We start from the raw sequence: 22,868 nt of genomic DNA, 5'->3' as shown, positions 1-22,868 counted from the left end.
TAGTTCCTTTTTGTATTAACCCTGATCTGCAATCAGGCCAATTTGTCTTAGTACTTACTCAATTTGAAGGAGCAAATCTGACGCTAACTGCGTTTAAAATTTTTTAATTAGAATAAATTGGTTTCAGATCCGATAATTGAATATTAAATTTAAGCATATCGAGCATGGGATCTACATTCACCACACCGAGTGCGAGTATTTGACTTAACGCCTCGCGTGCGCAACTTGCTGGCAGCAATAAACCAAGTGCCATCAATTCCCGAGTTATGGTGTATTCGTCAATATGGTTAGTTTCTTTTATCTGCTTGCTTATCAATACACTTAACGCCTGCCAAGCCTGAGTCTTACACACCAATTGCCAGTCCAGTTCCAATTGTGGCTGGCTCACGTAGTCCATACAATCAGCAAAACTTAATTGGACTTTGTGGTTAGTCAGTAAGTCAAACATGATTTTGCTGCGGTAGGTTTGATCCATCCTTGGCAGAAATAAAGCCAGCAAGCTCAACCCATCCGGATAATCAGGTAGTGACGCCAATAATTGCTCAATCATAAGATGAATGTATTCATCAGATAGGTTAGCAACCGCGTTACCGACAAAGCACTCGTTATCATGTTGTCGGTTCTGACTAAATTGCCAATGCTTAACAAGAATCGATAACTCTATTCCGAGCGCTTGGGCAAATGCCGACAGCGATACCACTTGTAGCCACTCAGAGCGCAATGCTTGTTGCTTTTTACTTTTCAGTAAAGCGGGAACGACCTCAATTTTCTTGATTAGCAGTCCTGACTTTTTGACTTCAAACCACTGTGCCAGCTCTGGTGCAAGTTGAGACTGCTCTACGCCCTCGACCTTGGCACTCCCAACGCCCAGTCTGGCCAACAATTGTTGAGACAAGGTGACAATCTTTTTTGCACGATCGTTTATTAAACTTTCTAAATAAGGCTGATCGTCAGCTTGTAAGTTAATTCCTAAAACTTCGATGATATTTAGTCGCTTATCCGCAGCTTCTTTGTGTGCACAAGCAGCGATGAGCTCCCTAGCTTCAGCAGCATTACTGCGTCGTAATGCCCGAAGCAGTGCCAAACGCTGCGCAGGGAAAAAATCGTCCCAGTTTTCCTTCGTCAACGGTTCACCCTGTAGCTTCGACGCGCTGTGATGTTGATTTGCCACCCATTCACACCAAGGCCAATAAATAGCAGGGACCTCGTCATTTACCTGCGGAAGCCAATCTGCAGGATGCGCGCAATACCCTCTATCTAAAAGCAAATTTAACAAATGCTTAGTTGATGCAAAATATTGCTTCTTAAGATGAGCAAGGGAAGTACGAAAGCTCGGTCTCAGTGAGTCGATTAGACAAGGCAACGTAAGTGAGGGTAATGCAGACTTTGCTTGTAAATTAGATGGTGGAGCTTGACGTAATAACCATTCACGCTGTTGCACAGCCAAAATGAGTGCCATTCTGCGTTGCTGTATCTCGGTCCGCTCACCGTCTTTACACGCCCAACTAGATGGTAAACATTGCGCTGTTAATGTCGCTGCATTACCGCCTACTAACCAACGTTTATAAAGTGCGTCGATTTTTAATAGCTCATCCCTAGCAACGTTGCTTAGCATGCAATAACCCCCCAATTTTTTGTTGTTACGCTCAGAAGCGTCCCCTTAGAGCCCGAAGAGACGACAAATGCCCGCTCAAGTTCGCTACCTAATATCACGGGATTGACTTCATTGTTGCTCAGCACCAGCGTCTGCGTACCGTCACTTGAACACCACCAAAACGTCCCTTTTCCATCGTCTAGCACTCGACCTGCACCTAATATCGCAGGAAACTCTTCTATCCAAGGCGTCGCACTTAAATGACGCTGAAATTGCAATTGATGATCCATAACAGCGAGCTCAGCTTCATCATACTTCCCCTCAAACGCTTTATATTCACCTAACAAAGCGCGTTGCAAAATTTTAGCTGGGTAAAAAATGAGCTCACCCTCAATTTTCCTGCCAATGCTATTACTCACCGTTTTTCGCCCTGTTGCTGCAGGGTAAAAATCAAGCAACAAGGCCGGTTCAACATGAGGTTCTGTTATGTTTATCAACCATTTTGAATGGGCGATTAGACCATCTTTACGGGTTTCAATACGCTCTCCAACGGTTTCCCAAATACCCTTAACTCGGACTGAGTGCGGGTTGGATAGCACTTGCTCCCGTGTTTCCCCCGTTACAATGGCTCTGCGAACATCAATATTGTCACAATCAACAAACCAAGCTTCACTCAGTAGTGCCAATTTACCGAGCTCTTGATAAACCGCTTGTGGCTGTAAGGTAGAACACAGAGGCATGATTTTTGCGGGCAACTCGTCAATGCGAGCCGCAAAATTAGTGGCTTTTGCATCAACCAAACGTGCAGCAATTCGGCGACAACGTTCTGTTATTTCCTTTATGAGCTGGCTAATACCATTCACTAATTGGTCATCTAACCACTGCTGAAACTCAATTAAACCGTCACTTACGCAGGCCTCTGTTTTTGCTTTACTTTGCGCAGCGCGCTGTTTCTGCTGTGCTTCTTTTTTAGCCAACTCTTCTGCGCTTAATGTTTCACTAGCCTCAGCGGTGGCATTAATGTCTTTGCTCGGGGTTGTTTTTGTCTCTTGCGTTTGATTGTTTGTAGGGGCTCGCCGGCGCCGACCCAACCAATCAGTAACCCATTGTGGTACCTCAGCTTCAGTAAAGCTTGAGCCTGCATCGGAAAATTGCCACAACAGCGCTAATACGTGTTTACAAGGAAATTTTCGAGATGGACAGGTACATTTATAGCCATGATCGACCACATCAGCGACAGTGTAATACGGCTTTGAGCCTGACCCCTGACATTCTCCCCAAATCGTATTGATCTCAGAAGCTTGTCCAAGTACTGGCCATTTTGCTGGTTTTAACAAACCTTTTGCGGCTTTTAGAGAAGCTTGATCGGGCGCAAGCTCCTGAATTGTTTCAAGTGAGATTTCCATATTTCCAATGTGTCACACTACGTCCATATTTGTTCCCATTATATGGCGAGATGGTTTTTAGATCTACGCCTAATACCAAATCCCGAGTAATAGACGTATTGATAAGACTGCTGAATCGGTGTTATTTACGCTCACTATGTTGGTGTACAAAACTATCGAGCGCCGCAACCGACTTAATCACATAGAGCGTTTTGGTTTGCGCGCTTTGCTCTAACTGCGATAAGAATTCTTCATTCCAAAATTGCGGGCAACGCCTTAACGTTTTAATACTGGCAATCGTCCCTTTAAACACTGAGCTACCATCAGGCCAGCCTTCTGGCTTAGTAACTATGCTTTTTAACAGACGTTTTATCACAAACCAATAACTCACTCGATATGGTAAGTCGATGTAGACTAAGGTATCTGCTGCATCTAAGCGCTGTTTAAACGCATCTAGCGGACCAAAGCCATCAATGATCCACGCATCAGTATTCAATATGTTTTGATGTGCTTTATCAAAAGCGGCTCTGTCAACAAACTCGCCATTTGCTTGGTAGAGCATCGAGTCTAATTGATATAACGGAATATATATTGCCGCGGCCAGTCCTTTACTCACCGTAGACTTGCCGCTTCCCGGTTTACCAAAAACTGCTATTTTCTTCATGTAACCTCCTTGCTGTGGCCCCACAAGGCAGATACAAAAAAACCCACCTTACTTTGGTGGGTTCATTAAAAAAGCACACAAAACCACCACTCCTAAGGAATGGTAATAATTCGTGTACTTGTGAGAAATAGTTCTATATTCATAACGATACTTTCACGTAATGATTAGTTATTGTCAAGCACGCACAAGGCCCGATGAGTGAATTGAGAAATAGCATCACTTTGTGGTCAAGCGAATCACTAACTTTGGCATCGCTATTGTCAACTCAACACTAAGTTGCCGCCAGATAGCACTATAAGTGAAGCACATGCTCGATTAAAACGTTTAACCAGTTTAGGTTTGCTAAACCACCGCCTTAGATACAGCTCACGACCAAAGACTTATTTAGTTAACGAGTGCGGCCTCGCTCTAAAGAACACAGTGAGCACTAATAAAGCAAGCATAAATAAACTTATCGAGCCACTACTGCCGTTTCTATGCTCAACTTTAGCGACTTTTTCTTCCTTTATTCGCTTTTTGAAGTTTGAGAGTTCAGCCTCCAAGTTAGGTATCATATCTTCGACGGCCAAGCTAAAGCCCTCTAAAGATTTTTCAGTGATCACCGAGTCTACTCCAACTGCTGTCGTTCTTTTTTCTAGCTTGCTTAATCCCGGCGCCCTAAATAACATCTTTTTGCTCTTGATATCGAAAACGGCTGTATCGACAAATGTTTGAATCGTGTTTTCATTCCCAGGCACTATGTACATTCCCACGATGGTCCAATAGAGAAACGCTGCATTATTTTCTAAAGACTGGGTTACTTGATCGTACGAAATCAGTGCCATGACATCAACGTCATACAACCTTCCCACTTGCTCTAGAGTCGTAAATCCCTCACCTCCTTGTAGGTAGCTGCTCGGTATCACTTCGATACGATCGATATATTCATACTGAGCAAAGGCGCGCTTTACTTTCTCGAGCAACTCAACCTGACCTTTGTTGTGGATACCAGCATGTTGCCACTGTGAAGATGGCACAAACGACACTCCAACCCTCACTGGCAATGTTAACACTGGTATTTCTGGTTGACGCACTGTCCGGCTACTTTCATTTGGGTATAAAAAGGTCATTAAGCTGCTAGATTGCGTTTTTGTGCCTGTATTTTGGCTGACAAGCGCACTGCATGATGTGAGCAAAAGCATACACATAGAGATAATCAAACCTTTAAAAATCATAAACTTCCTTACCGCGTGTTGTTATAGGTATAAACTAAATATGTTACCGTTTGTATTAGCCCGCATCACTTAATCGCAACAGCGGTTCTGTATTTTTATAACTCAGCAAATAACGAAAACAAGTTCGAAAAATAATAAGCTGATTGTTTATATGCTACTAGTTTATAACGTTGCCAAATGAATAACGGCATCGTTAAAATCGGGGAATTCTTCGTCTTCCCCGAAACTCACATTGCTCACATCTCCAATGCAAAAACACGCTTTTTCTGCCGACCAACGTAAAACGTAAAAATCTTTGGAGCCTAACCACAGCTCTTTATCGCCCCACCACTCAAAAATAATGGGGTCGTCACAATGATGCACGACAAGGGAATCTAAACATGGCACTTCAGCGAGATGAGCATAGAAGCTAACTAATTGCGATATCACTTCGTTGGGTACTAATTGCACTGTTGCTTTCGCTGTAAAAATCACCAAAGACTCAGCTGAAGCGGGTTTAATTTCATGATCAGACATCAGCTCAGGCAATGTCGCCTGTACCCATTCCATCAGGTTCATTTTAATTACTTCCTTATCACTTAAATCTAAGAGTTAATTCCATTGAAATCTAATATACGCTTGTTTGCTTATCCATCCTCGACATACCTAATCGCCTAGCTGGTTTATTAATCAGCCAATGACATGGATCCAATGATTTCACCTTGTTCTAATAAAAATAATCTATCCGCGATTTGTGCATTACCATAGCTATCATCGTTCCACGCATCTTTATGTAAATAGATAAACTTATCGAGCAGATCGTCCGATGCGTCCCTTGCGATGACCATTAGTCCTGTTCTTCTTGCAATTGATACCAACAACTGTTCAGCATTCAACATTTGGTGCGCCTTAAGCATTTGTGTTTTAGATAAAATGGCCTCACTGCTAAAGGACTTACCACTAGCTGTTAACACTTTATTATCAAGCACTTGTGACGGTGTAAAGAGCACATCTAACGCATCAATATTATGAAATGCCTGTTGCACTATGGTATTTAAATCAGCCGCCTCGCCATCTTGATGTGTGAGAAAAACGAAGTTTTCAGGTGTATCGTAACCAAAACCAATCACGACTTCAGGTGCTTCTTCAGGCCCGATTAAAATTGAATACAGCGCACCATATTGCATACCAGTCCAATTGCCAGCTTTGATAATGGGATAAATGGTTCTGTCCTTTAAATTCATAGATCTCTCCTGCTTCAAATTTCCTGATAAAACAGTGGCCGGTCTTGTTTATCACAGCATTCTGTCATGACGAAATTCTCAGTCGTAACGCGAACTTCATAAGAGACTCGTCGCATCGAGTGCTAATTTGGAAAATGCTATGGCCGTGAATTATTGTAGAAAGGGTCAAATTTTGAATGGCTTTCTCAGCAACCCCTGTGAGTATTTATGCTTTTTATTAAATCATCTCAACCCCTTTTTACAAGACTTTTTATTACGCCTAAATAGAGAGAACGGTTTCAAAAGTACACTGACAAGCGGGTTATCTACCGATTGTAATTAACTGTATCGTTTAGTTTCAACGTTGCAATCGTTTTTGCATCCACCAAATTAGATTTGCCAACCCAGTAATTAACACTGACTGTTCTTTGCAATTCATTTCGACCAGCAAATTTAGATTAATTCCACTCTCTTATTTTTTATTCAATTTAAAAACCAGCTCTGGCTAAAGTTTAGCGCTGCTCTTACGCTAGGGAAAACCTAGTCGAGGGCCATACAGCTTTATCAAGAGATATGCAACAAAAAATAGACAAAGTCACATGTGCAATAATTACTCATATTTTATTTTTTTATAAAAAGTTCAGCCTTATTACAAACCCTAATTAGTAACAATTGGTGATCATTAAAAAATGCTCAATATTTGTACTCAACACCATTCATGGAATTAACTACAAAGCTTTAAAATTAACCATAAATATACATTTATTTAACCAAAACACCATTTCATTCTTTTCAAAAAATAAATACGAAAGCAAATCAATCTTAATTTTTATTATGCTTTTTCAATAGACTAGTCCATAACACTTAGACATTCGTCTAATGTTTTGCGTCAACGAAACTGCCCAATACTTTTTTACACAGCCGGACGTTGTATGACAGCTGCTAACTCAAGTGATACCAATTTGCTTATTGGAGTGACAGCGCTTTAGGCGAGAAAAGTTTGGCTCAGTGAGCATCAAACTTTCTCCCATCGTTTGAGCAGATAACAGGGTGAATTGGTATTGTTAATAACCAAAAAAGGAATTACGTATGACCGCAAACAACGTTAATCATCAAGCAGAGCTCGATAAATTCTTGACAGCTTTAGAACATCACAAGATTTTCCAAAATAAATACTTTTTATATTTAGCAAAAAATAAATGGACGCCAGAAAGTTACGCATTGTTTAGAGCTAATTTCTTTTATCGAACGGAGCTGACGGTAAAAGGGATTGCACACGTATGTGCAAGATCAGCTGAGGTTAATGATATGGATACCCTAATCTTGTTTTCGTATATCTTGGGTGAAGAAACGGGGATGGGCAACAAAGCGCATTGTCATGAAATATTTATGGAGAATGCACTAAATCTATTTGGCGCGATGGAGTTTGATTTAGCACCACTCAAGGTTGTTGACGCAAAAAACAGCCGTTACATTTTACCAGAAACACTGGCTTACAGAGAACGAGTCACTTCTCTTCTTTCAAATAGTTACCAACGTATGCTCGGGGTTGCCATGGCGCTTGAAACACATGCCGACCACATGCTCACGGCATTTAGAGAAGGTTTTCGCTTAACACGTCAAAATTTAGATAAAGAGCAGTATCAAAATAAAGTAGAAATCTATTTCAATGCTCATGTTGATAACGGCGTGGAAGAGCGACATGCCGAGGACGCTCGTCAATGTGTCATTAACAACTGCCTGTCCCAGAGTGATCTGAACGAGATCATGTTTGGTGCCAATGAAATGCTCAAAGTTCAGGAACGAATGTGGCAAGCAATGTATAGAAAAACAGTGCAACTTGAGACACAAAATGAAGGTGAAGTATATGCGTAATTCAGTATTTTCAGATTCAGCATTAGCGCTTCGAGACTCGATTACGCACGGTACCAAAGCAAAAATAGCTGCAATTAACGCAAGCTCGAACCAACAGGTCATCGACTTGAGTATCGGCACATTAGACGATACGGCAGACACCCGTATTGACCAAGCAGTCATTAACTTCATCAATGAAAATGCGCGTGCAATTCACGAGTTTGCTCCCGTCACTGGCTTTGAGTTTTTACGAGATGCAATCAGTGATAGAGTCTTTAGACTGCGCGGTTTACGATATGCTGCTGCAGATGAAGTTATGGTCACACCCGGCGGTATAAAAGGCGCTATCACTGTCGCATTTCATACCTTATTAAATCCGGATGATGAAGTGATAGTACCACTACCTAACTGGCCTCATTATGCCGACATGATAGCGTTACACGGAGCAAAAATGGTTCCGGTATTAGTCGAAGAGTTTTATGAAAAAGGCTTACAACCCGCTCAGTTGGAGGCCGCCATTAACGACAACACTAAAATGGTGATTTTAGGAGACTGCGTTAACCCATCAGGTAAAATTTATTCTTATAAAGAACAGTGTAAATTAGCCGATGTTATCGCTAAACATAATATTGAGCGTGCAAAGTGCGCCAAACCAGCGATTCAAATATTGTTTGACTGTCCTTACGAATCCCATATTCTTGATGGCCCTGACACAATTTCTGCCTACACCTTTACTGATAAAGATCATACGCAATATAGCTTAAGAGATTGCACCACTTTCGTGACAGGCCCGGGCAAAACCTATGGTATGCACGGCGACCGAGCTGGCTATATTTGCGCGCCGGCAAACTTAATCAATATGATGGCTCGAGTACAAGTTAACCTAAACTCTTTTGCCGCAACTTATGCCCAAATCGCCACAAATGAAGCAATGCAGGCTTATATGGATGATGTAGCACACCAACGCGCAGTCAACTCAAGAGCAAATTTACAAAATTACACTGATCTTTTAAATGCCATAGACGGGGTTGTGGCGCCCGTCCCTCAAGGTGGGTTCTTTATCTTCGTTGATTTGTCCGCTTATGGCGAAAAGATCCAAGCCGCTGGGTACGATACTGCCGCAGCATTCTTGTTAGAAAAAGCCAAGGTAGCTTCTATTGGTGGAATGCACTTTGCTGAAGGCAGCGAAGCACTTCGTCATTTTGTTCGTATGAACTGTGGACGAGCGAGAGAAACCTTAGAGCAAGCAGCACAGCGGATCCAACAAGCGCTGGAGTCGTTGTAGTCAGGATGGCCCAGCATGATTGGGCCGCAATAAGGAAATATAACCATGCATAGTAATAACATAAGCAGGTTTGGTATTGTAGGTACTGGCTTTTCAGGTACAGCTACATTAGTGCACTTAGTTAAGCAATTAGTGGCTTCAAAACTCGATTGTCGTAACATTGAAATTGTGACTTTTGAGCAACGTGGTGACAATGGTCCCGGCCACCCATACTGTAGCGAAGAACTGCTACCTACCCATTTGTGTAACAACCAAACTTATATGATGGCACTGTTCGACAATGACTTCTTTGATTGGCTCTGTGAACGGCAACACTGGCTTGCCCAGCGATTTCCCCACCTTATAAAAGTAACACATCCAGCACTTGAAGATATCACTGTGTGGCAGCCCGATCAGGATGCCTTTTATCCTAGAGCGTTGTTTGGTGTCTATTTAAAAGAACGATTTAACCAGTATTGCCAACTAGCCAAAGAAAATGGGGTTAAGATACATCATTATAACAACTGTAAGGTGTTGGATGGTTTACCCACTAAAAGTGGCTTTGAACTCCATTTTTGTCAGCATGAACACAGTGCTGTAAAACAACTCGAATTCGATAAAGTGCTGCTTGCAACAGGCCATTGGAATAGCCTTAATAAAGCACAGTATGACGAAAGAGTACTGATGTCGCCCTACCCCCATTCGGCATTAAAAAACTGGTTTTCACAGCAGCTAGAAACACAGCCTGTATATGGCAAACGAATTGCTATCAAAGGAATGGGGCCAAGTGGCATTGATGCCATTTTATCGCTAGTGGATAGCGGTAAGTTTGAACAAGACCCCCAAGGAAATGTCGTTGCGTTTACGCCTGATAAAAGTACTCGTTCACTCAACGTGTATGCGATAAGTCGCTGTGGTTTTTTTCCGGCGGTACGAGACAGGCGCATTGAGCATAGCTTTAACTACTTAACAGAAGACACCTTTTTTGATTTAGAAAAAAAGCTAGGCAAACGCCTTGCACTAGACGATATTTTACATTTGATCGATGAAGAACTTAAAGATGCATCACAAGGCCGCATAGGGTGGCAAGAAGTTGCGGTCCCACCTTTCGAGTCTGCGCTAGAGAAGCTGAAATTTGACGCAACTTTACCTCAAGACAATGCGCTTATTCATGCGGTCTTGCTTCGAGTCAGAAGGATGAAGTTTTACCGCTATTTAAGCGCGGACGAAAAGCAGCGCTACGACGCTAACTTAGATACACACTTTATTCGCACTGCCGTTCCTATTCCACTGCTAAATGCACAAAAGTTGATAGCATTATTTAACGCGGGCATATTGACTAGCTGCCAACTTGGTTATGGTAATAAGCAGGGGGTTACTATCAGCGCAAATCAAATTTCTATATCATGCAATCAGGTTTGCGAACCACTCATTGCCGATGGCCTCATTATGGCGGCAGGTCAAAGCTTTGATTTAAAACTGCACCCAGATCCATTTATACAAGCTTTGATCAAACGAGGTGAATTACAGCCACATCAAGAAGTTAACTACCAAACCGGTGGTATTCGATTGCAAGGACATGAATCCTACAAGGTGATGCGATGGGACCCCATAACTCAGCAGCATCAGGTTTCACCTTACTTGTCGTCATTTGGTGTATTGACGCGCTATTGGCAAAACGAACGTAACTTTGCTGCAGCGTTTGTTGAAGCCGCACAAAGTGTTGCCCATAATTGGGTCGACTATATTTATAAAAAAACTACCGCACAACAAAGAAACACAGACCAGACTAAAGTCCACGCTTAATAACAGTATGACAAGGAGCAAACCATGGAAATGAAAGAGTTTTACTATGAAAATGGCATTCGTGTTAGCCTTTTTAATCTAGATCACAGAGCGGTTCCATACCATTTTCACCAATCGGTATGCGATATGATTTATTGTGCTAAGGGCGCTATCAATATTGAGCTTCCAGACAGGCAGCAGATTTACCATGTACCTTTAGGTGAAGTATTCCAAATTCCATCTAAACTTAAGCACCGGTTCGCCAACGCCATGGAGCCGGGTAAGGCGAGTCGTTATGTGCTCATGCAACTCGGTGAATTTAATATAGAGTTTGTGAAGAACAATAAGAAAATGGATGCGCAACTAGTTGATGCGACGTATTTTGATTATCAACAAACAGATGTATACATTGAGGACCGCAAGAAAGATATATTGGCACTAGTGGATCATTTTTCGCAAAACAAGCCCGAAGTCCTAGATGATGAGGAGCTGAGCGATGTGCTAACCGCACTTAATGCGTTTGCAACCCAAGGTATAGAGGCGTCGTATCCAGAGCATGCACTAGAGAGCGCATAATGGAATACTCAGCAGTAACCATCGCCATCATTTTAGGTGTATTTGGTTTTGCAGGACTCATAAAAGGAGTGGTGGGTCTTGGCCTACCACCGATTGTGCTGGGACTACTCACCGCTATCATCGGGATCCATCCTGCGATGGCGTTGGTAGCATTGCCTGCATTTATAACCAATATCGTACAAGCCGTTTCAGGCGCGCACTGGAAGACTCTTTGGCTCACCCAACGTTTATTCTTTTTTTTCGCAACAATCTCCATTGCAGCCGGCTGCTTACTGACTCAGTTTGTTAATCAAGCCCACATGTCTTTGTTATTAGGTGTATTGCTGATGTGTTATGGCAGCTTAGGGATCTTAAAGTTTAAACCACATATCGATGTTCAATGGCGACCTCATGCGGGCGTTGTGCTAGGAATGTGCAATGGCGTTTTTACCGGATTAACTGGATCCTCTGCAGTGCCTGGCGTATTTTATTTACAGGCAATTGGTCTACCAAAGGAAAAGTTGATCCAGGCAATGGGCATTTTATTCACTTGCTCATCACTCGGGCTTAGCTTGGGGTTAATTTGGCAAGGTGTGTTAACACCATCAGCAAGTGCTTTGTCCGTAGTCGCCTTGATCCCAGCTACCATATGTATGTATTTTGGGGCAAAGTTACGAAAGCACATTTCTATCATTATGTTTGAGCGTATTTTTTATGGTGCGCTTACCCTGCTTGGCTTATATGTGATTTTCAAAAATAAAACACTACTTGTCTGATTTTAAAGGAATATTATCATGGTGAATATTGAATATAACGCCTTACTTAGCGAAGTCGCTGAGTTAGGGCTGAAAAATGATATGAACGCAAAAAGTAAACAAGATAAATACTTAAATATCACCAAAGACACTGGTGAGTTTTTAGCTTTCCTCACTAAAGCGAGTAATGTAACTCGTATCTTAGAGCTTGGCACGTCTAACGGTTATTCTACATTGTGGTTTGCCGGTGCATTACCTGAAAATGGAGAAATCACCACAATCGAAAGATGTGTACACAAATATCAACAAGCGCTAGCAAATATTGACCGAGCAAGACTAAAGTGTTGGATTAATGCTTTCAACGGCGAGATATCGACAATTTTACCTAAGTTACAGCAAGGCTTTGACTTGATATTTTTCGACGCTGACAGAAGTATCTATATGGATATTCTGCCACTGGCCGAAAAACTGCTCGCGCCAAATGGTATTATTGTGTGTGATAACGCAACGTCGCATGCCCATGAGTTAACCGCGTTTATGCAGTATTTCTCAGATAGTCAAAGATACACAACAGCCTTAGTACCAGTAGGTAAAGGGGAATTTGTCGCTTACCGTAACACGCATTGCTACGAATAAAGCACTCTACTTTGCCACACGATTGAGAGGAACTGTGACCCTTTAAAATTCGCAGATATTGAAAAAGGCATGCTTGCATGCCATCTTACCGAGGTTTTTAAGGGGAGTATAACCAAGAATAACTGAGCACTAGCGAGTAGGTCTCAGTGTTTCAATGATATTCGCATCCATCCAGTATGGATTGCCTTCCCAGTAACTGGTGCCGTCCTTTCTGACTTTTTTGTCACCTCGCCAAAAAAATAAATATTTCCCGTCTGGTGATACTTTAGGACGTTGCTCGTACGCAGCCGTATTAATCGTATCTCCCATATTTATTGCGTTTGTCCATGTACCATCTTGGTTACGAAAACTAATGTAAATATCAGGCGTGTTTTCACCTTCCTGTTCAGCATCCCACATAATGTAAGACTCATCTGGCGCGATGTAGGGGTGAGCAATGTACTTTCCTTGATTAATTGCCTTACTCATTTTGTGCGGTGTTTCATATTTACCATCAACAAGCCGTGAATAACTCAAATGCCCACTGCCGTCTTTCAAATCTAAGACATAAAAGTAGAGTGTCCCTTTTGCTGAGGTGGTATAGCCTCTGATTGGAATACCTTTAAAAGACTCGATGTTTTGTATGTGTGAAACTGGTGGACTAAATTTATCCTGATATGCTTTTCTGTCTGCTTCAGGTATTGATTTTTCAATCCATTGATTGTGCTTAAATTGCATCACAATCCATGTCGGTTTTTGGTATTCTCCACCAGCGCGAGTAAAAGAAAGCTCAGACATATCTGGCAAAAATAACACTTCAGTCTCGCGGTGTTCATCCGTAGAAACCACACCTGGAGCAAATAATTCGGGCGTTAATCCCGGTGGCTTTTGTCCTAAATCATACTTGTTTTGGCCATAACTTTTATCGCAAATTATTAAACTGCAAAACAAAGCAATTAGAATGCTCATCTGCTTCATAAACTGTCCTTTTATTAGAGCCTGTTTACTTTTCAAGTAAATATAATTGCACTAAGTAACAGCATAATCCAAGCACCTTTACAAAGCCTGACAATTACACCGCAAAGCCTCGCCATTGCGGCATCAAAAGACCTGCAATAAACCAAGGAACTTGTAGTACGAGTATACACAGCGCATACAGACGCAACTGCTCAGCAGTCCATAGCGCAGCAAACCAGCCAATGATAAAGAACGACCTCCACCCTTCTATCTTTGCCGCTCCACCAAAATTTAAAATCCAAAGCCAAAACGCCACCAACGTGGCATGAGAGAGTATCCATGCAAGTAAACTCATACCTAAATCCTTGTCTCTAAGTTCGTACCCGATCCTACTTTCGCTTCAGAAAGTAAGCTAATGAAGCCGAGCCTATTAACACTATTCCAACGCGTTTGTCTTGGCAATATAGTAAAACCATAACGCTCACTTAATCGGTCGTAATAGCTATCAATATTTTGCAGACCAAAGTGACTTCGGGTACTTTATTTCTATCACATCCAACATCGTTATTAACAATGCATCATAATATCCCTCGTTATCATAAGTTTTGAGGATGAATGCTAACTTTTTATACACTTAAGGCTTCTCTTAAGCTTATTCACATTGCTTTGATACTTCTTTTCCTTTTACAGATCGTCTCCAACAGCAGTAAAATTAATGACCTAGAAATGCGGTCAGTGTTTTAGGCCTACTGACGCTCATTTGTATTCATTAACTTTTTTAGTGCTTCTTGGTCAAGACCCGGTACAACAGTCGCTTGCGAGCTGTTTTGAAGTATTCTTTTGATAGACGTGCCATCCACATTTACAGAAAAGACATCATAAAAGCCATACACATTCTCTGAAGCGAAATACACCTTTGTGCCGTCTGGAGACCAAGATGGATCCCACTCTTGAATGTCATTGCGGGTCAGCCGCTTGTTATTAGTTCCATCAATATCCATGACATATACTTCCTGATTACCATCTCTATTAGATAAATAGGCTATTTTTGTGCCATCTGGAGAAATTTGAGGAGACATGTTATCAGTATCATCTTGAGTGAGTTGAATAACCTCACCACCATCTAAACTGGCAATGCTAATTTGGCTTGGGCTGGCTTTAGATTGATAGAGTAATCGCCCATCTGGCATAAATTCTGGAGCGCGACCCGCCAGATTTTTAATTTGGCGCTGTTCACTACCATCAGCATTCATTAACCAAATTTCTTCTTGCCAAACGCCTTCCTTATTTTCATATTCTCTAGCAAACGCTATCGTCATTCCATCCAAAGACCACGCGGGTGCACTATCCCAGACATATTTTTTCCTCGTTAATCTTTTCAGATTGCGGCCAGTAATATCAACGGTGTGGATTGACCATGTTTTAAAGTTATCGTATTTACCGTAAAAGGTTACTTTGTCTTTTGATGGTGAGACAGCAGGATAGCCGTCACTCGATGTGGCTTTCACGATTCTAACTGGCGATCTACCACCTTGATCACTTAAGTAAATCGCTATGCTATTACCGTCTTTAAAGCTATAAATAATACCATACGACTCAGCTGATAGTTCGCTATATGATTGAACTTCATGAATAAAAAATAACATTATGCTGTAAAAACAAGCCCGCTTTGAGATGCCAATTTCTTTAACAAGCATTACTCAGTCTCCCTTGATAGTTGTGTATAATAGGAGAACACTACAGCAGTTTACCTACGAAAAACATGATGTTTTATTGACTTTTCGCTGAATTGCACCTAAATGTGTTATCTTCTTGCTGATAACAGAACCCTGATAGTGCTATAGCCCCTTCCATTTATTGCACAAAACCAATCAATAATTACGAAAAACACCTCTTCATAACTCATTGATATTTATGAACAATGAACATAAAATGAATAAATTTACCAGAAACCACGTTATTTTCTTGATATTTTTTCACTTTTGCCTGTATTTTAGCTTTGATAATCTGCATTTTTTAGCTAACTTAACCCTATTTAGCAACAACATTGAAACAAGGTAATTCATGAAAAGAACACTTGCTGCCACCCTAATCGCTAGCGTGACTACAATTCCAACAGTGAACGCTATCGAGATATTCAAAGATGAAAAGAATAGTGTCACGGTTGGCGGCTTTATCGATGCTCGAGTTATTAATACTCAAGGCGAGACTGAGTTGGTAAACGGCGCATCGCGTATTAACTTTGACTTTAAACGCCAATTAAAAAACAACTGGCAGGCTTTTGCACTACTAGAATGGGGCGTAAACCCAGTTGGTAGTAGTGATATTGTTTACAGCAATCGCTTCGAATCAATACAAGATGAGTTTTTATATAACCGATTAGGTTATGTTGGCGTTAAGCACGATGAATACGGCCAAATTACCCTAGGAAAACAATGGGGAGCATGGTACGACGTAGTATACAGCACCAACTATAGCCTAGTTTGGGATGGTAATGCCGCAGGTGTTTACACCTATAACAAAGACGACGGCGCTATCAATGGTACTGGTCGTGGTGATAAAGTGCTGCAATACCGTAATCAATTTGGCAAGCTGAGCTTTGCTGTACAAGCCCAGTTCAAATCTGATGATTTTTATACTTGTGATGTCGTTGACATTTCGAGCAGCTCATGTGAAACCCTGTTCAATCAAGGGAATAACGCGGCACAAATGGTAGAGTTTAATTCAACCTATGGCGCTTCACTGACCTATGCAGCCACTGAGAACCTGACCCTCACAGCGGGCGTTAACCGTGGCGAGTTTGATATAGTGTATGCTGCTGGTCGAAATCAATCGGTTAAAGATTTAATTTATGGCGTCGGTATTACCTATGGCGATTTCTATAAGCCTGGTTGGTATGCTGCTGCAAACATCAATAAAAACGAAAACCACGATACCGACAACTTAGGTCGCTTAATCAAGGATGCCGTTGGGTTAGAGTCGCTTATCAGCTACCGTTTTGATAATGACGTGCGTACATTTATCGCTTACAACGTATTTGACGCGGGCGATGACTATGTTATCCAACCAAACTTCAATGCCGATCCTAATGATGTCTTTAAGCGTCAATTTGCCGTGATAGGCGCGCACTACTTTATGTCTGAAGACACCATTTTGTACATTGAAGCGCGTAAAGATTTTAGTGACTTCTCAAGTGCCGATGCTGCGCAGGAAGCACAAATGTCACAAACCGAAGACGACGGTATCGCCATCGGTTTCCATTACACGCTCTAGTATTAAACGCTATAGTGTCAACCCAAGCGCATCAAAATGCATGAGCTTTGATGCGCTAAACACTGACCAACCACCTAGCTTCTGGGATGACACAGTGAGTCTACTCATCGTCGCAGTATTAGTATGTTTAACGACGCAATTAAAGCCTATATTAGTCGCTAGTACGCATTTGTTAAGCCTTGCTGCCACGCTAGAAACTTATTCGTTACCCTATCTGTATTCAATTTACTCACCCAGCTTGGGAGATGTGTCGTGAAGGTTTCAGAGTCGCTGAGACAAAAGGCAAGATATAAACGGTTTCTTTCCTCTTCCGTCCCAAAAAAACCTTGCCTGACTAATATTTCTAAACCCTGCACAGTTGCTTCAAATACATCCTCTCTGAATTTTTCATGCCAGTCAGGGTCTATTTCATAGTCTCCTTCATCATAGGCTTTAATTAGTTCATTATTAACGCTCGCAAACGCGGTACCATTGTCAAACTCATCCCACTCTGGTGGTGAAAATAGAAAGTCATTATCTTCACCATGGACAAAACTCTTTAAGCCATGGTGTGTAGCAACCGCGGCGCAGCGCGAATCAGCAGTGTCATGAGAAAGAATAGCGTAACCCAGTATTTCATCTTTACGATGTTTGGCACGGCTGGCAGAAAAAGATTCGCTCGCAGCAGCTGCAATCATTTTTGATAATTTATCCACGTCTAACATGTGAATCCTTGAGTAATTTAGTATCAAAAGGTTTATCAAGGCAAAGGGATGGAGTTGAGAATAGGAATTAGATGCCCACGAGGGGGATATAAAATGAGAAACAACGGTAAGGAAGAAGCTGCGCTAAAATGTGCATACAGCCTCCACACTTTAAGCCCTTACCTTATTCGTTGGCCATATCTTCTGAGTAAACCGTTACTCGATTTCTTCCACCTTCTTTCGACACGTACAAAGCGCTGTCTGCCGCCTCAATCCATTGCTCATGTTTTTCAAAAGACTCTTCGTACACGGCAACACCAAGGCTAACCGTTATCTTAATTTGTTGCTCATCGTAATAAATCGATGAATTTTCTATTAGCGAACGTAGTCTTTCAGCAAATGTGATTGCACCTTTTACATCCGTGTCGAGCAAAGTTACTGCAAACTCTTCACCACCGTAGCGACCTGCGGTATCTGTTTCTCGCAGTGTTTTACGCAACAAATCTGAAATATGGCGAATAGCCTCATCCCCACCGCTGTGACCATATTCATCATTAATACGCTTAAAGTGGTCAATATCAAACATAAGCAATGCACTTTGACCTTGATTACGCTTCAAACGCTTAAACTCTTGTTTTAAAGTTTCTTCCCAAAACCCGCGGTTATGTAACTGAGTTAAACTGTCTGTGCGGCTGATCTTCTCTAATTGTTTATTCAGAGACTCAAGTTCTAGCTTATTAATTGCTTCATCGGTTACATCATAAATAATCACACAGATATGCCCAACATCGCCTGTTACGGTAGTTAGTGGGATAAACGTTGCGTTCTGATACATATAATCCGCTTTACCCGTGATAGGTCGATAGTTTTTGAAACGGAAAATATACGGCTGCTGCTCCCAAATAGTAAATGAGCGATTTTTTAACACAAATACAGGCTCAGCTTTTGACCTAAACCATTGCTCATCAATACTTGGAAACAAATCAAAAATATCTTTGTCTTTGACGGCACTTGGTAATAAACCAGAATGATTTTCCATAAAGCCGTTCCAAATGCAGACCTTATAATCGCGATCAAGCACCACTAAGCCTACATCTACGGTGTTAAACATATCCATTAACCAATGGATTTCATTCATATCAAAATCGGCTGCAGGCATAGTTAATCATCCAATAAATAGGCTACTTTATATTTTAAGGTTTTAAGCGAGTCTTCCGTGAATAACAGCATAAGGTCACAATTAATGTTGTGATGCTCTATGCCATAGCTAATCTCAATCGCGAGTGTTCTTTGCCATCTCGCCTTGTTGGCTTTCACAAGTTCAGCCACATCACAATGCTGACCAAGCACAACTGGGTGACCTTGGCTAAACGACATATCAAGCTGCCGTGATAGCCCTGTTAATATTGCACCGATCAAGATATTGCTAATATCCATTAATAGCTCAAGCTCAACCTTGGTATTAAGTTCGCCATGATAATTCATCAAAGACGCGATTTCTTTAAAACTTGAGTCATTGAGTAAGAGCAACGCCTCTCCAGAAACACCACCGCCAATAAAACCTTGGCAAACACCCGACGTAGTTGCACTAGCATCAATGGCTTGCAGTGCCATATGCAGCTCATTAACTTCAAGTACATTAACGTTTGGAATGGGTAATTCGACAAATACGTTGAGTAACCGTGCCAGCAAATCGCCGGCTTGTCCCATAGCTACGTTGGTAAGTTCTTGATAGATATCACGGATCTCTGGGTCTAGCTGCTCACCAAGTTTATGAACTAAGCTTTCTCGAATAGCTTTATCTTTTATCCCATGATGTTCGATAATTTCAGCAAGCTTAGCTGCATCGCAAGGCTTTCGAATAAAGTCTATAGCGCCGAGCTCAATCACTCGCTGATGTGCGTTGGGCTGAATATCCCCGGAAACAACGACGGTAAGTACCGACAACCCCTGCTCAGTAATGGCTTGCAGCACTTCATAGCCATCCATTTGTGGCATGTTAAGGTCGAGAAATAGAATCTCTGGAGAGAGTGCTTTTATTTGCTTGATACAATCGAGTCCATTCTCTGCAAATTCTACTTTAATATCCCAGTCGTCCGGCAGTGAACGCGCCAGCTGCCGACGGGCAAGTTTTGAATCGTCACAAATTAGGACTAATGTTGACATACAAGCTCTCTTTCTGTTTCCCATGCGTATCGGCACGATGCCGGGAAGTTTTAGTTATAATTATGAGATAAAAGCTTAAAATTGCGACACATGGTAGTAAAACAACGCCACATTTACAATCTAAATGTCACTTAAGCTTGGTTAGTTACTGTCAGTATAATACACTCGAATCAATTAAGTTAACTTCAAAAGGAATACATTATGCTGAAAACTTTAGTTTTGGTGGGTGGATTGTTCAGTGCCATGTCGCTGGCCTACGATTTACCTGAAAATACGCTAGATCTGGGAAAGGTAAAAGCAGACGGAAAAGCGGTAGTACTACTTGGAAAAGGTGTAAAACAGGGGCAAGCCGCCCCAGATTTTAAGGTTGCCGACGCCGATTTCACTCCGGTTTCACTGAAAGATTTTGAGCATCGCGCCGTTTTAATCAGTGTTGTACCTAGCCTAGACACAGGTACATGCAGCCTACAGACTAAACATTTTAATGAAAAAGTAGCAAGCCAATTTCCAGATGTTGCCATGTTGACGATTAGTGCGGACTTACCGTTTGCGCAAAAGCGCTTCTGTAAAGCGGAAAATATCGATAAGGTTCAAACATTATCAGACGCCGTATGGCATTCTTTTGGTGAAAATTATGGTTTGTTGATTAAAGATATGGGCTTGCTTAGCCGAGCGATTTTTGTATTAGATAAAGAACACAAGGTTGTTTACAAGCAGCTGGTAGAAAACTTAGCAAAAGAGCCAGACTACAAAGAAGTCGTTGGCGCACTGAAGCGTCTATAATATATCTCTATGCGCTCGTAGATAAACACAAAAAAGCCGGTCACTTAACCATGACCGGCTTTTTCAATTCGTTATACCAATTTACTTAATTGATTTTACTTTTGTAGATCTAGCATTAGCTTGTTAAGACGACTTACAAAGCCTGCTGGATCTTTCAGGCTACCACGCTCTGCAAGCATTGCTTGGTCTAGTAGCACTTCTGCCCACTGTCCAAACTTGTCTTCGTCTTGCTCGTTATTTAAATGCTTAACCAATTGGTGCTCTGGGTTTAGCTCAAATACCGGCTTAGACTCAGGCACGGCTTGACCTACCTGCTCCATTAGCTTTTGCATTTGCGAGCTCATGTCATGATCGTCTGCAACCACACACGCTGGAGAGTCTGTTAGGCGGTGCGTAAAGCGTACTTCTTTCACTTTATCGCCAAGTGCTGTTTTCACGCGCTCAACTAAGCCTTCAACTTCTTTCTCACTTTCTTCGTGCGCTTTCTTCGTTTCTTCGTCATCCATATCACCTAAGTCAAGATCACCACGCGTGATTGACTGAAGTGGCTTCTCGTTGAATTCAGTGAGGTGGCTCATCATCCACTCGTCAACGCGATCTGACAGTAACAGAACTTCAATACCTTTCTTACGGAAGATTTCAAGATGCGGAGAGCTCTTTGCTGCTTCAAAGCTATCAGCCACAACATAGTAAATCTTATCTTGGCCTTCTTTCATGCGCTCAATGTACTGCTCAAGAGAAACATTTTGCGTTTTCTCATCAGTATGCGTAGAGCTAAAGCGCAATAGTTTCGCAATAGCATCTTTGTTTGCGAAATCTTCAGCTGGACCTTCTTTGATCACATTACCAAATTCATTCCAGAATGCTTGGTAATCTTCTGGTTTGTTTTTGCCCATGCGCTCAAGCATTTTAAGTACGCGAGACGTACAGCCTTTACGAATAGCTTGAGTGATCTTGTTATCTTGTAAGATCTCACGAGATACGTTGAGTGGTAGATCGTTAGAATCTAGTAAGCCTTTAACAAAGCGCAGGTAGCTCGGCATAAACTGCTCTGCGTCATCCATAATAAATACGCGTTGTACATAAAGCTTAAGCCCAGCTTGACGTTCACGATTATATAAATCGAAAGGTGCCTTTTTAGGGATGTAAAGTAAGCTGGTGTATTCAGTTTTACCTTCTACTTTATTGTGTGCCCAAGTGAGTGGCTCTTCCCAATCATGACCAACATGCTTATAAAACTCTTTATATTCCTCTTCGCTGATCTCTGATTTATCGCGAGTCCAAAGTGCAGTGGCTTTGTTGATAGCTTCCCACTCGCCAGGTTGCGCTTCAATTTTCTCGCCATCTGGGCCTTCAGATTCAGGAACTGGGTCTTTATAAAGTTCAACAGGAATTGAAATGTGATCCGAGTATTTAGTCACAATACCGCGAAGACGGTAAGTTTCAAGGAACTCACTTTCCTCTTCACGAAGATGTAGTGTGATCTCTGTACCACGCTCTGCTTTTTCAATTTCAGCAATTGTGAAATCGCCTTCACCTTGCGATTCCCATTCAACTGCTTCTGACTCACCCGCTTTACGCGTACGAACCGTTACTTTATCAGCAACAATGAATGCAGAATAGAAACCAACACCGAATTGACCAATCAGCTGCGAGTCTTTTGCTTGGTCGCCTGTTAGGTTTTTAAAGAAATCAGCTGTACCAGATTTTGCGATAGTACCAAGTGAACTGATCACTTCGTCACGCGTCATACCAATACCATTGTCAGAAATGGTGATGGTTTTTGCATCTTTGTTTACGCTTAAGCGAACACGTAGCTCTGCATCGCCTTCATAAAGATCGCCATTTTGCAAAGCTAGGTAACGTAGTTTGTCAGCTGCGTCTGAAGCGTTAGATACTAACTCGCGTAAAAAGATCTCTTTATTTGAGTATAAAGAGTGGATCATTAGGTTTAGTAATTGTTTGACTTCTGTTTGAAAGCCTAATGTTTCTTTTTGAGCTGCGGACATTGTTCTCTCCAATATAAGCAATTAATGCAGTGTTCTTACCAATATGCTAGGTATATGGGGGAGGAGAGAAAACTTTCAAGAGACTGAACAAAATTTTTAACAAGCCGCCC

The 22,868-nt window shown here is 41.7% G+C and carries 21 protein-coding genes; 8 read left to right on the top strand and 13 right to left on the bottom strand.

The window, feature by feature from the left end:
• Positions 1–103: 103 nt before the first annotated feature.
• The 6 genes from DRB05_RS08335 to DRB05_RS08305 all read right to left on the bottom strand — a co-directional run bounded on the left by DRB05_RS08335 (position 104) and on the right by DRB05_RS08305 (position 6,080).
• Positions 104–1,615, bottom strand: coding sequence for a DUF5691 domain-containing protein (locus DRB05_RS08335; protein WP_128726525.1), 1,512 nt, complete (start codon positions 1,613–1,615; stop codon positions 104–106).
• Positions 1,609–3,000 (bottom strand): SWIM zinc finger family protein, encoded by a 1,392-nt coding sequence (locus DRB05_RS08330; protein ID WP_128726524.1) that lies wholly within the window; start codon positions 2,998–3,000, stop codon positions 1,609–1,611. Before DRB05_RS08330 ends, DRB05_RS08335 begins: the two co-directional genes overlap by 7 nt.
• A gap of 121 nt (positions 3,001–3,121) precedes the next feature.
• Positions 3,122–3,643 (bottom strand): adenylate kinase, encoded by a 522-nt coding sequence (locus tag DRB05_RS08325; protein WP_128726523.1) that lies wholly within the window; start codon positions 3,641–3,643, stop codon positions 3,122–3,124.
• Between the two features lie 380 nt (positions 3,644–4,023).
• Positions 4,024–4,857 (bottom strand): rhombotarget lipoprotein, encoded by an 834-nt coding sequence (gene rhlP / locus DRB05_RS08315; RefSeq protein WP_128726522.1) that lies wholly within the window; start codon positions 4,855–4,857, stop codon positions 4,024–4,026.
• A gap of 162 nt (positions 4,858–5,019) precedes the next feature.
• Positions 5,020–5,415, bottom strand: coding sequence for a hypothetical protein (locus DRB05_RS08310; RefSeq protein WP_128726521.1), 396 nt, complete (start codon positions 5,413–5,415; stop codon positions 5,020–5,022).
• A gap of 107 nt (positions 5,416–5,522) precedes the next feature.
• The gene (locus DRB05_RS08305; protein WP_128726520.1) at positions 5,523–6,080 is read right to left on the bottom strand and encodes a hypothetical protein; all 558 of its coding nucleotides are present in this window, start codon (positions 6,078–6,080) and stop codon (positions 5,523–5,525) included.
• A 1,068-nt stretch (positions 6,081–7,148) separates the two neighbouring features.
• On the opposite strand from DRB05_RS08305, the gene DRB05_RS08300 reads away from it, so the two are divergent.
• From DRB05_RS08300 to DRB05_RS08275, 6 genes are read left to right on the top strand one after another with little or no spacing between them, the layout of a single operon-like run.
• Positions 7,149–7,934 carry an iron-containing redox enzyme family protein gene (locus tag DRB05_RS08300; RefSeq protein WP_128726519.1) on the top strand — a complete coding sequence of 262 codons (786 nt, stop codon included), beginning with the start codon at positions 7,149–7,151 and terminating at the stop codon, positions 7,932–7,934.
• Positions 7,927–9,198 carry a pyridoxal phosphate-dependent aminotransferase gene (locus DRB05_RS08295; protein ID WP_128726518.1) on the top strand — a complete coding sequence of 424 codons (1,272 nt, stop codon included), beginning with the start codon at positions 7,927–7,929 and terminating at the stop codon, positions 9,196–9,198. Before DRB05_RS08300 ends, DRB05_RS08295 begins: the two co-directional genes overlap by 8 nt.
• Before the next feature lie 45 nt (positions 9,199–9,243).
• Positions 9,244–10,983, top strand: a complete 1,740-nt coding sequence (locus DRB05_RS08290) for an FAD/NAD(P)-binding protein (RefSeq protein ID WP_128726517.1) — start codon at positions 9,244–9,246, stop codon at positions 10,981–10,983.
• Positions 10,984–11,007: 24 nt separating this feature from the next.
• A complete protein-coding gene (locus tag DRB05_RS08285; protein ID WP_128726516.1) occupies positions 11,008–11,538 on the top strand; it encodes a cupin domain-containing protein in 531 nt (176 codons plus the stop codon).
• Positions 11,538–12,293, top strand: coding sequence for a sulfite exporter TauE/SafE family protein (locus DRB05_RS08280; protein WP_128726515.1), 756 nt, complete (start codon positions 11,538–11,540; stop codon positions 12,291–12,293). The genes DRB05_RS08285 and DRB05_RS08280 overlap by 1 nt, the downstream gene beginning before the upstream one ends.
• An 18-nt stretch (positions 12,294–12,311) precedes the next feature.
• Positions 12,312–12,908, top strand: coding sequence for an O-methyltransferase (locus tag DRB05_RS08275; RefSeq protein ID WP_128726514.1), 597 nt, complete (start codon positions 12,312–12,314; stop codon positions 12,906–12,908).
• A gap of 129 nt (positions 12,909–13,037) precedes the next feature.
• On the opposite strand, the gene DRB05_RS08270 is transcribed toward DRB05_RS08275, so the two are convergent.
• The 3 genes from DRB05_RS08270 to DRB05_RS08260 form a co-directional block, all read right to left on the bottom strand.
• Positions 13,038–13,865 (bottom strand): hypothetical protein, encoded by an 828-nt coding sequence (locus DRB05_RS08270; RefSeq protein ID WP_128726513.1) that lies wholly within the window; start codon positions 13,863–13,865, stop codon positions 13,038–13,040.
• Between the two features lie 94 nt (positions 13,866–13,959).
• A complete protein-coding gene (locus DRB05_RS08265) occupies positions 13,960–14,199 on the bottom strand; it encodes a hypothetical protein (RefSeq protein WP_128726512.1) in 240 nt (79 codons plus the stop codon).
• A 391-nt stretch (positions 14,200–14,590) separates the two neighbouring features.
• Complete coding sequence (locus tag DRB05_RS08260) at positions 14,591–15,541, bottom strand: DUF5050 domain-containing protein (protein WP_128726511.1); 951 nt, start codon at positions 15,539–15,541, stop codon at positions 14,591–14,593.
• 367 nt (positions 15,542–15,908) lie between these two features.
• On the opposite strand from DRB05_RS08260, the gene DRB05_RS08255 reads away from it, so the two are divergent.
• The gene (locus DRB05_RS08255; protein ID WP_128726510.1) at positions 15,909–17,117 is read left to right on the top strand and encodes a porin; all 1,209 of its coding nucleotides are present in this window, start codon (positions 15,909–15,911) and stop codon (positions 17,115–17,117) included.
• 158 nt (positions 17,118–17,275) lie between these two features.
• Here the strand turns inward: DRB05_RS08255 and DRB05_RS08250 are convergent, their stop codons facing one another.
• The 3 genes from DRB05_RS08250 to DRB05_RS08240 all read right to left on the bottom strand — a co-directional run bounded on the left by DRB05_RS08250 (position 17,276) and on the right by DRB05_RS08240 (position 19,966).
• The gene (locus DRB05_RS08250) at positions 17,276–17,821 is read right to left on the bottom strand and encodes a DUF4303 domain-containing protein (protein WP_128726509.1); all 546 of its coding nucleotides are present in this window, start codon (positions 17,819–17,821) and stop codon (positions 17,276–17,278) included.
• Positions 17,822–17,984: 163 nt separating this feature from the next.
• Positions 17,985–18,959: a diguanylate cyclase gene (locus DRB05_RS08245; RefSeq protein ID WP_128726508.1), complete on the bottom strand. Its 975-nt coding sequence runs from the start codon at positions 18,957–18,959 to the stop codon at positions 17,985–17,987.
• Positions 18,960–18,961: 2 nt separating this feature from the next.
• Positions 18,962–19,966 carry a response regulator gene (locus DRB05_RS08240; RefSeq protein WP_128726507.1) on the bottom strand — a complete coding sequence of 335 codons (1,005 nt, stop codon included), beginning with the start codon at positions 19,964–19,966 and terminating at the stop codon, positions 18,962–18,964.
• A 201-nt stretch (positions 19,967–20,167) separates the two neighbouring features.
• Here DRB05_RS08240 and tpx point away from each other — a divergent pair, with 201 nt between their 5' ends.
• Positions 20,168–20,749: a thiol peroxidase gene (gene tpx, locus DRB05_RS08235; RefSeq protein WP_128726506.1), complete on the top strand. Its 582-nt coding sequence runs from the start codon at positions 20,168–20,170 to the stop codon at positions 20,747–20,749.
• Positions 20,750–20,844: 95 nt separating this feature from the next.
• Here tpx and htpG read toward each other — a convergent pair whose 3' ends face one another.
• Positions 20,845–22,758 (bottom strand): molecular chaperone HtpG, encoded by a 1,914-nt coding sequence (htpG, locus tag DRB05_RS08230; protein WP_010606422.1) that lies wholly within the window; start codon positions 22,756–22,758, stop codon positions 20,845–20,847.
• Between the last annotated feature and the right edge of the window lie 110 nt (positions 22,759–22,868).

The organism is Pseudoalteromonas sp. A757, assembly GCF_004103285.1.
GTDB lineage: Bacteria > Pseudomonadota > Gammaproteobacteria > Enterobacterales > Alteromonadaceae > Pseudoalteromonas > Pseudoalteromonas galatheae.
This window is presented reverse-complemented; position numbering and strand designations above follow the sequence as displayed.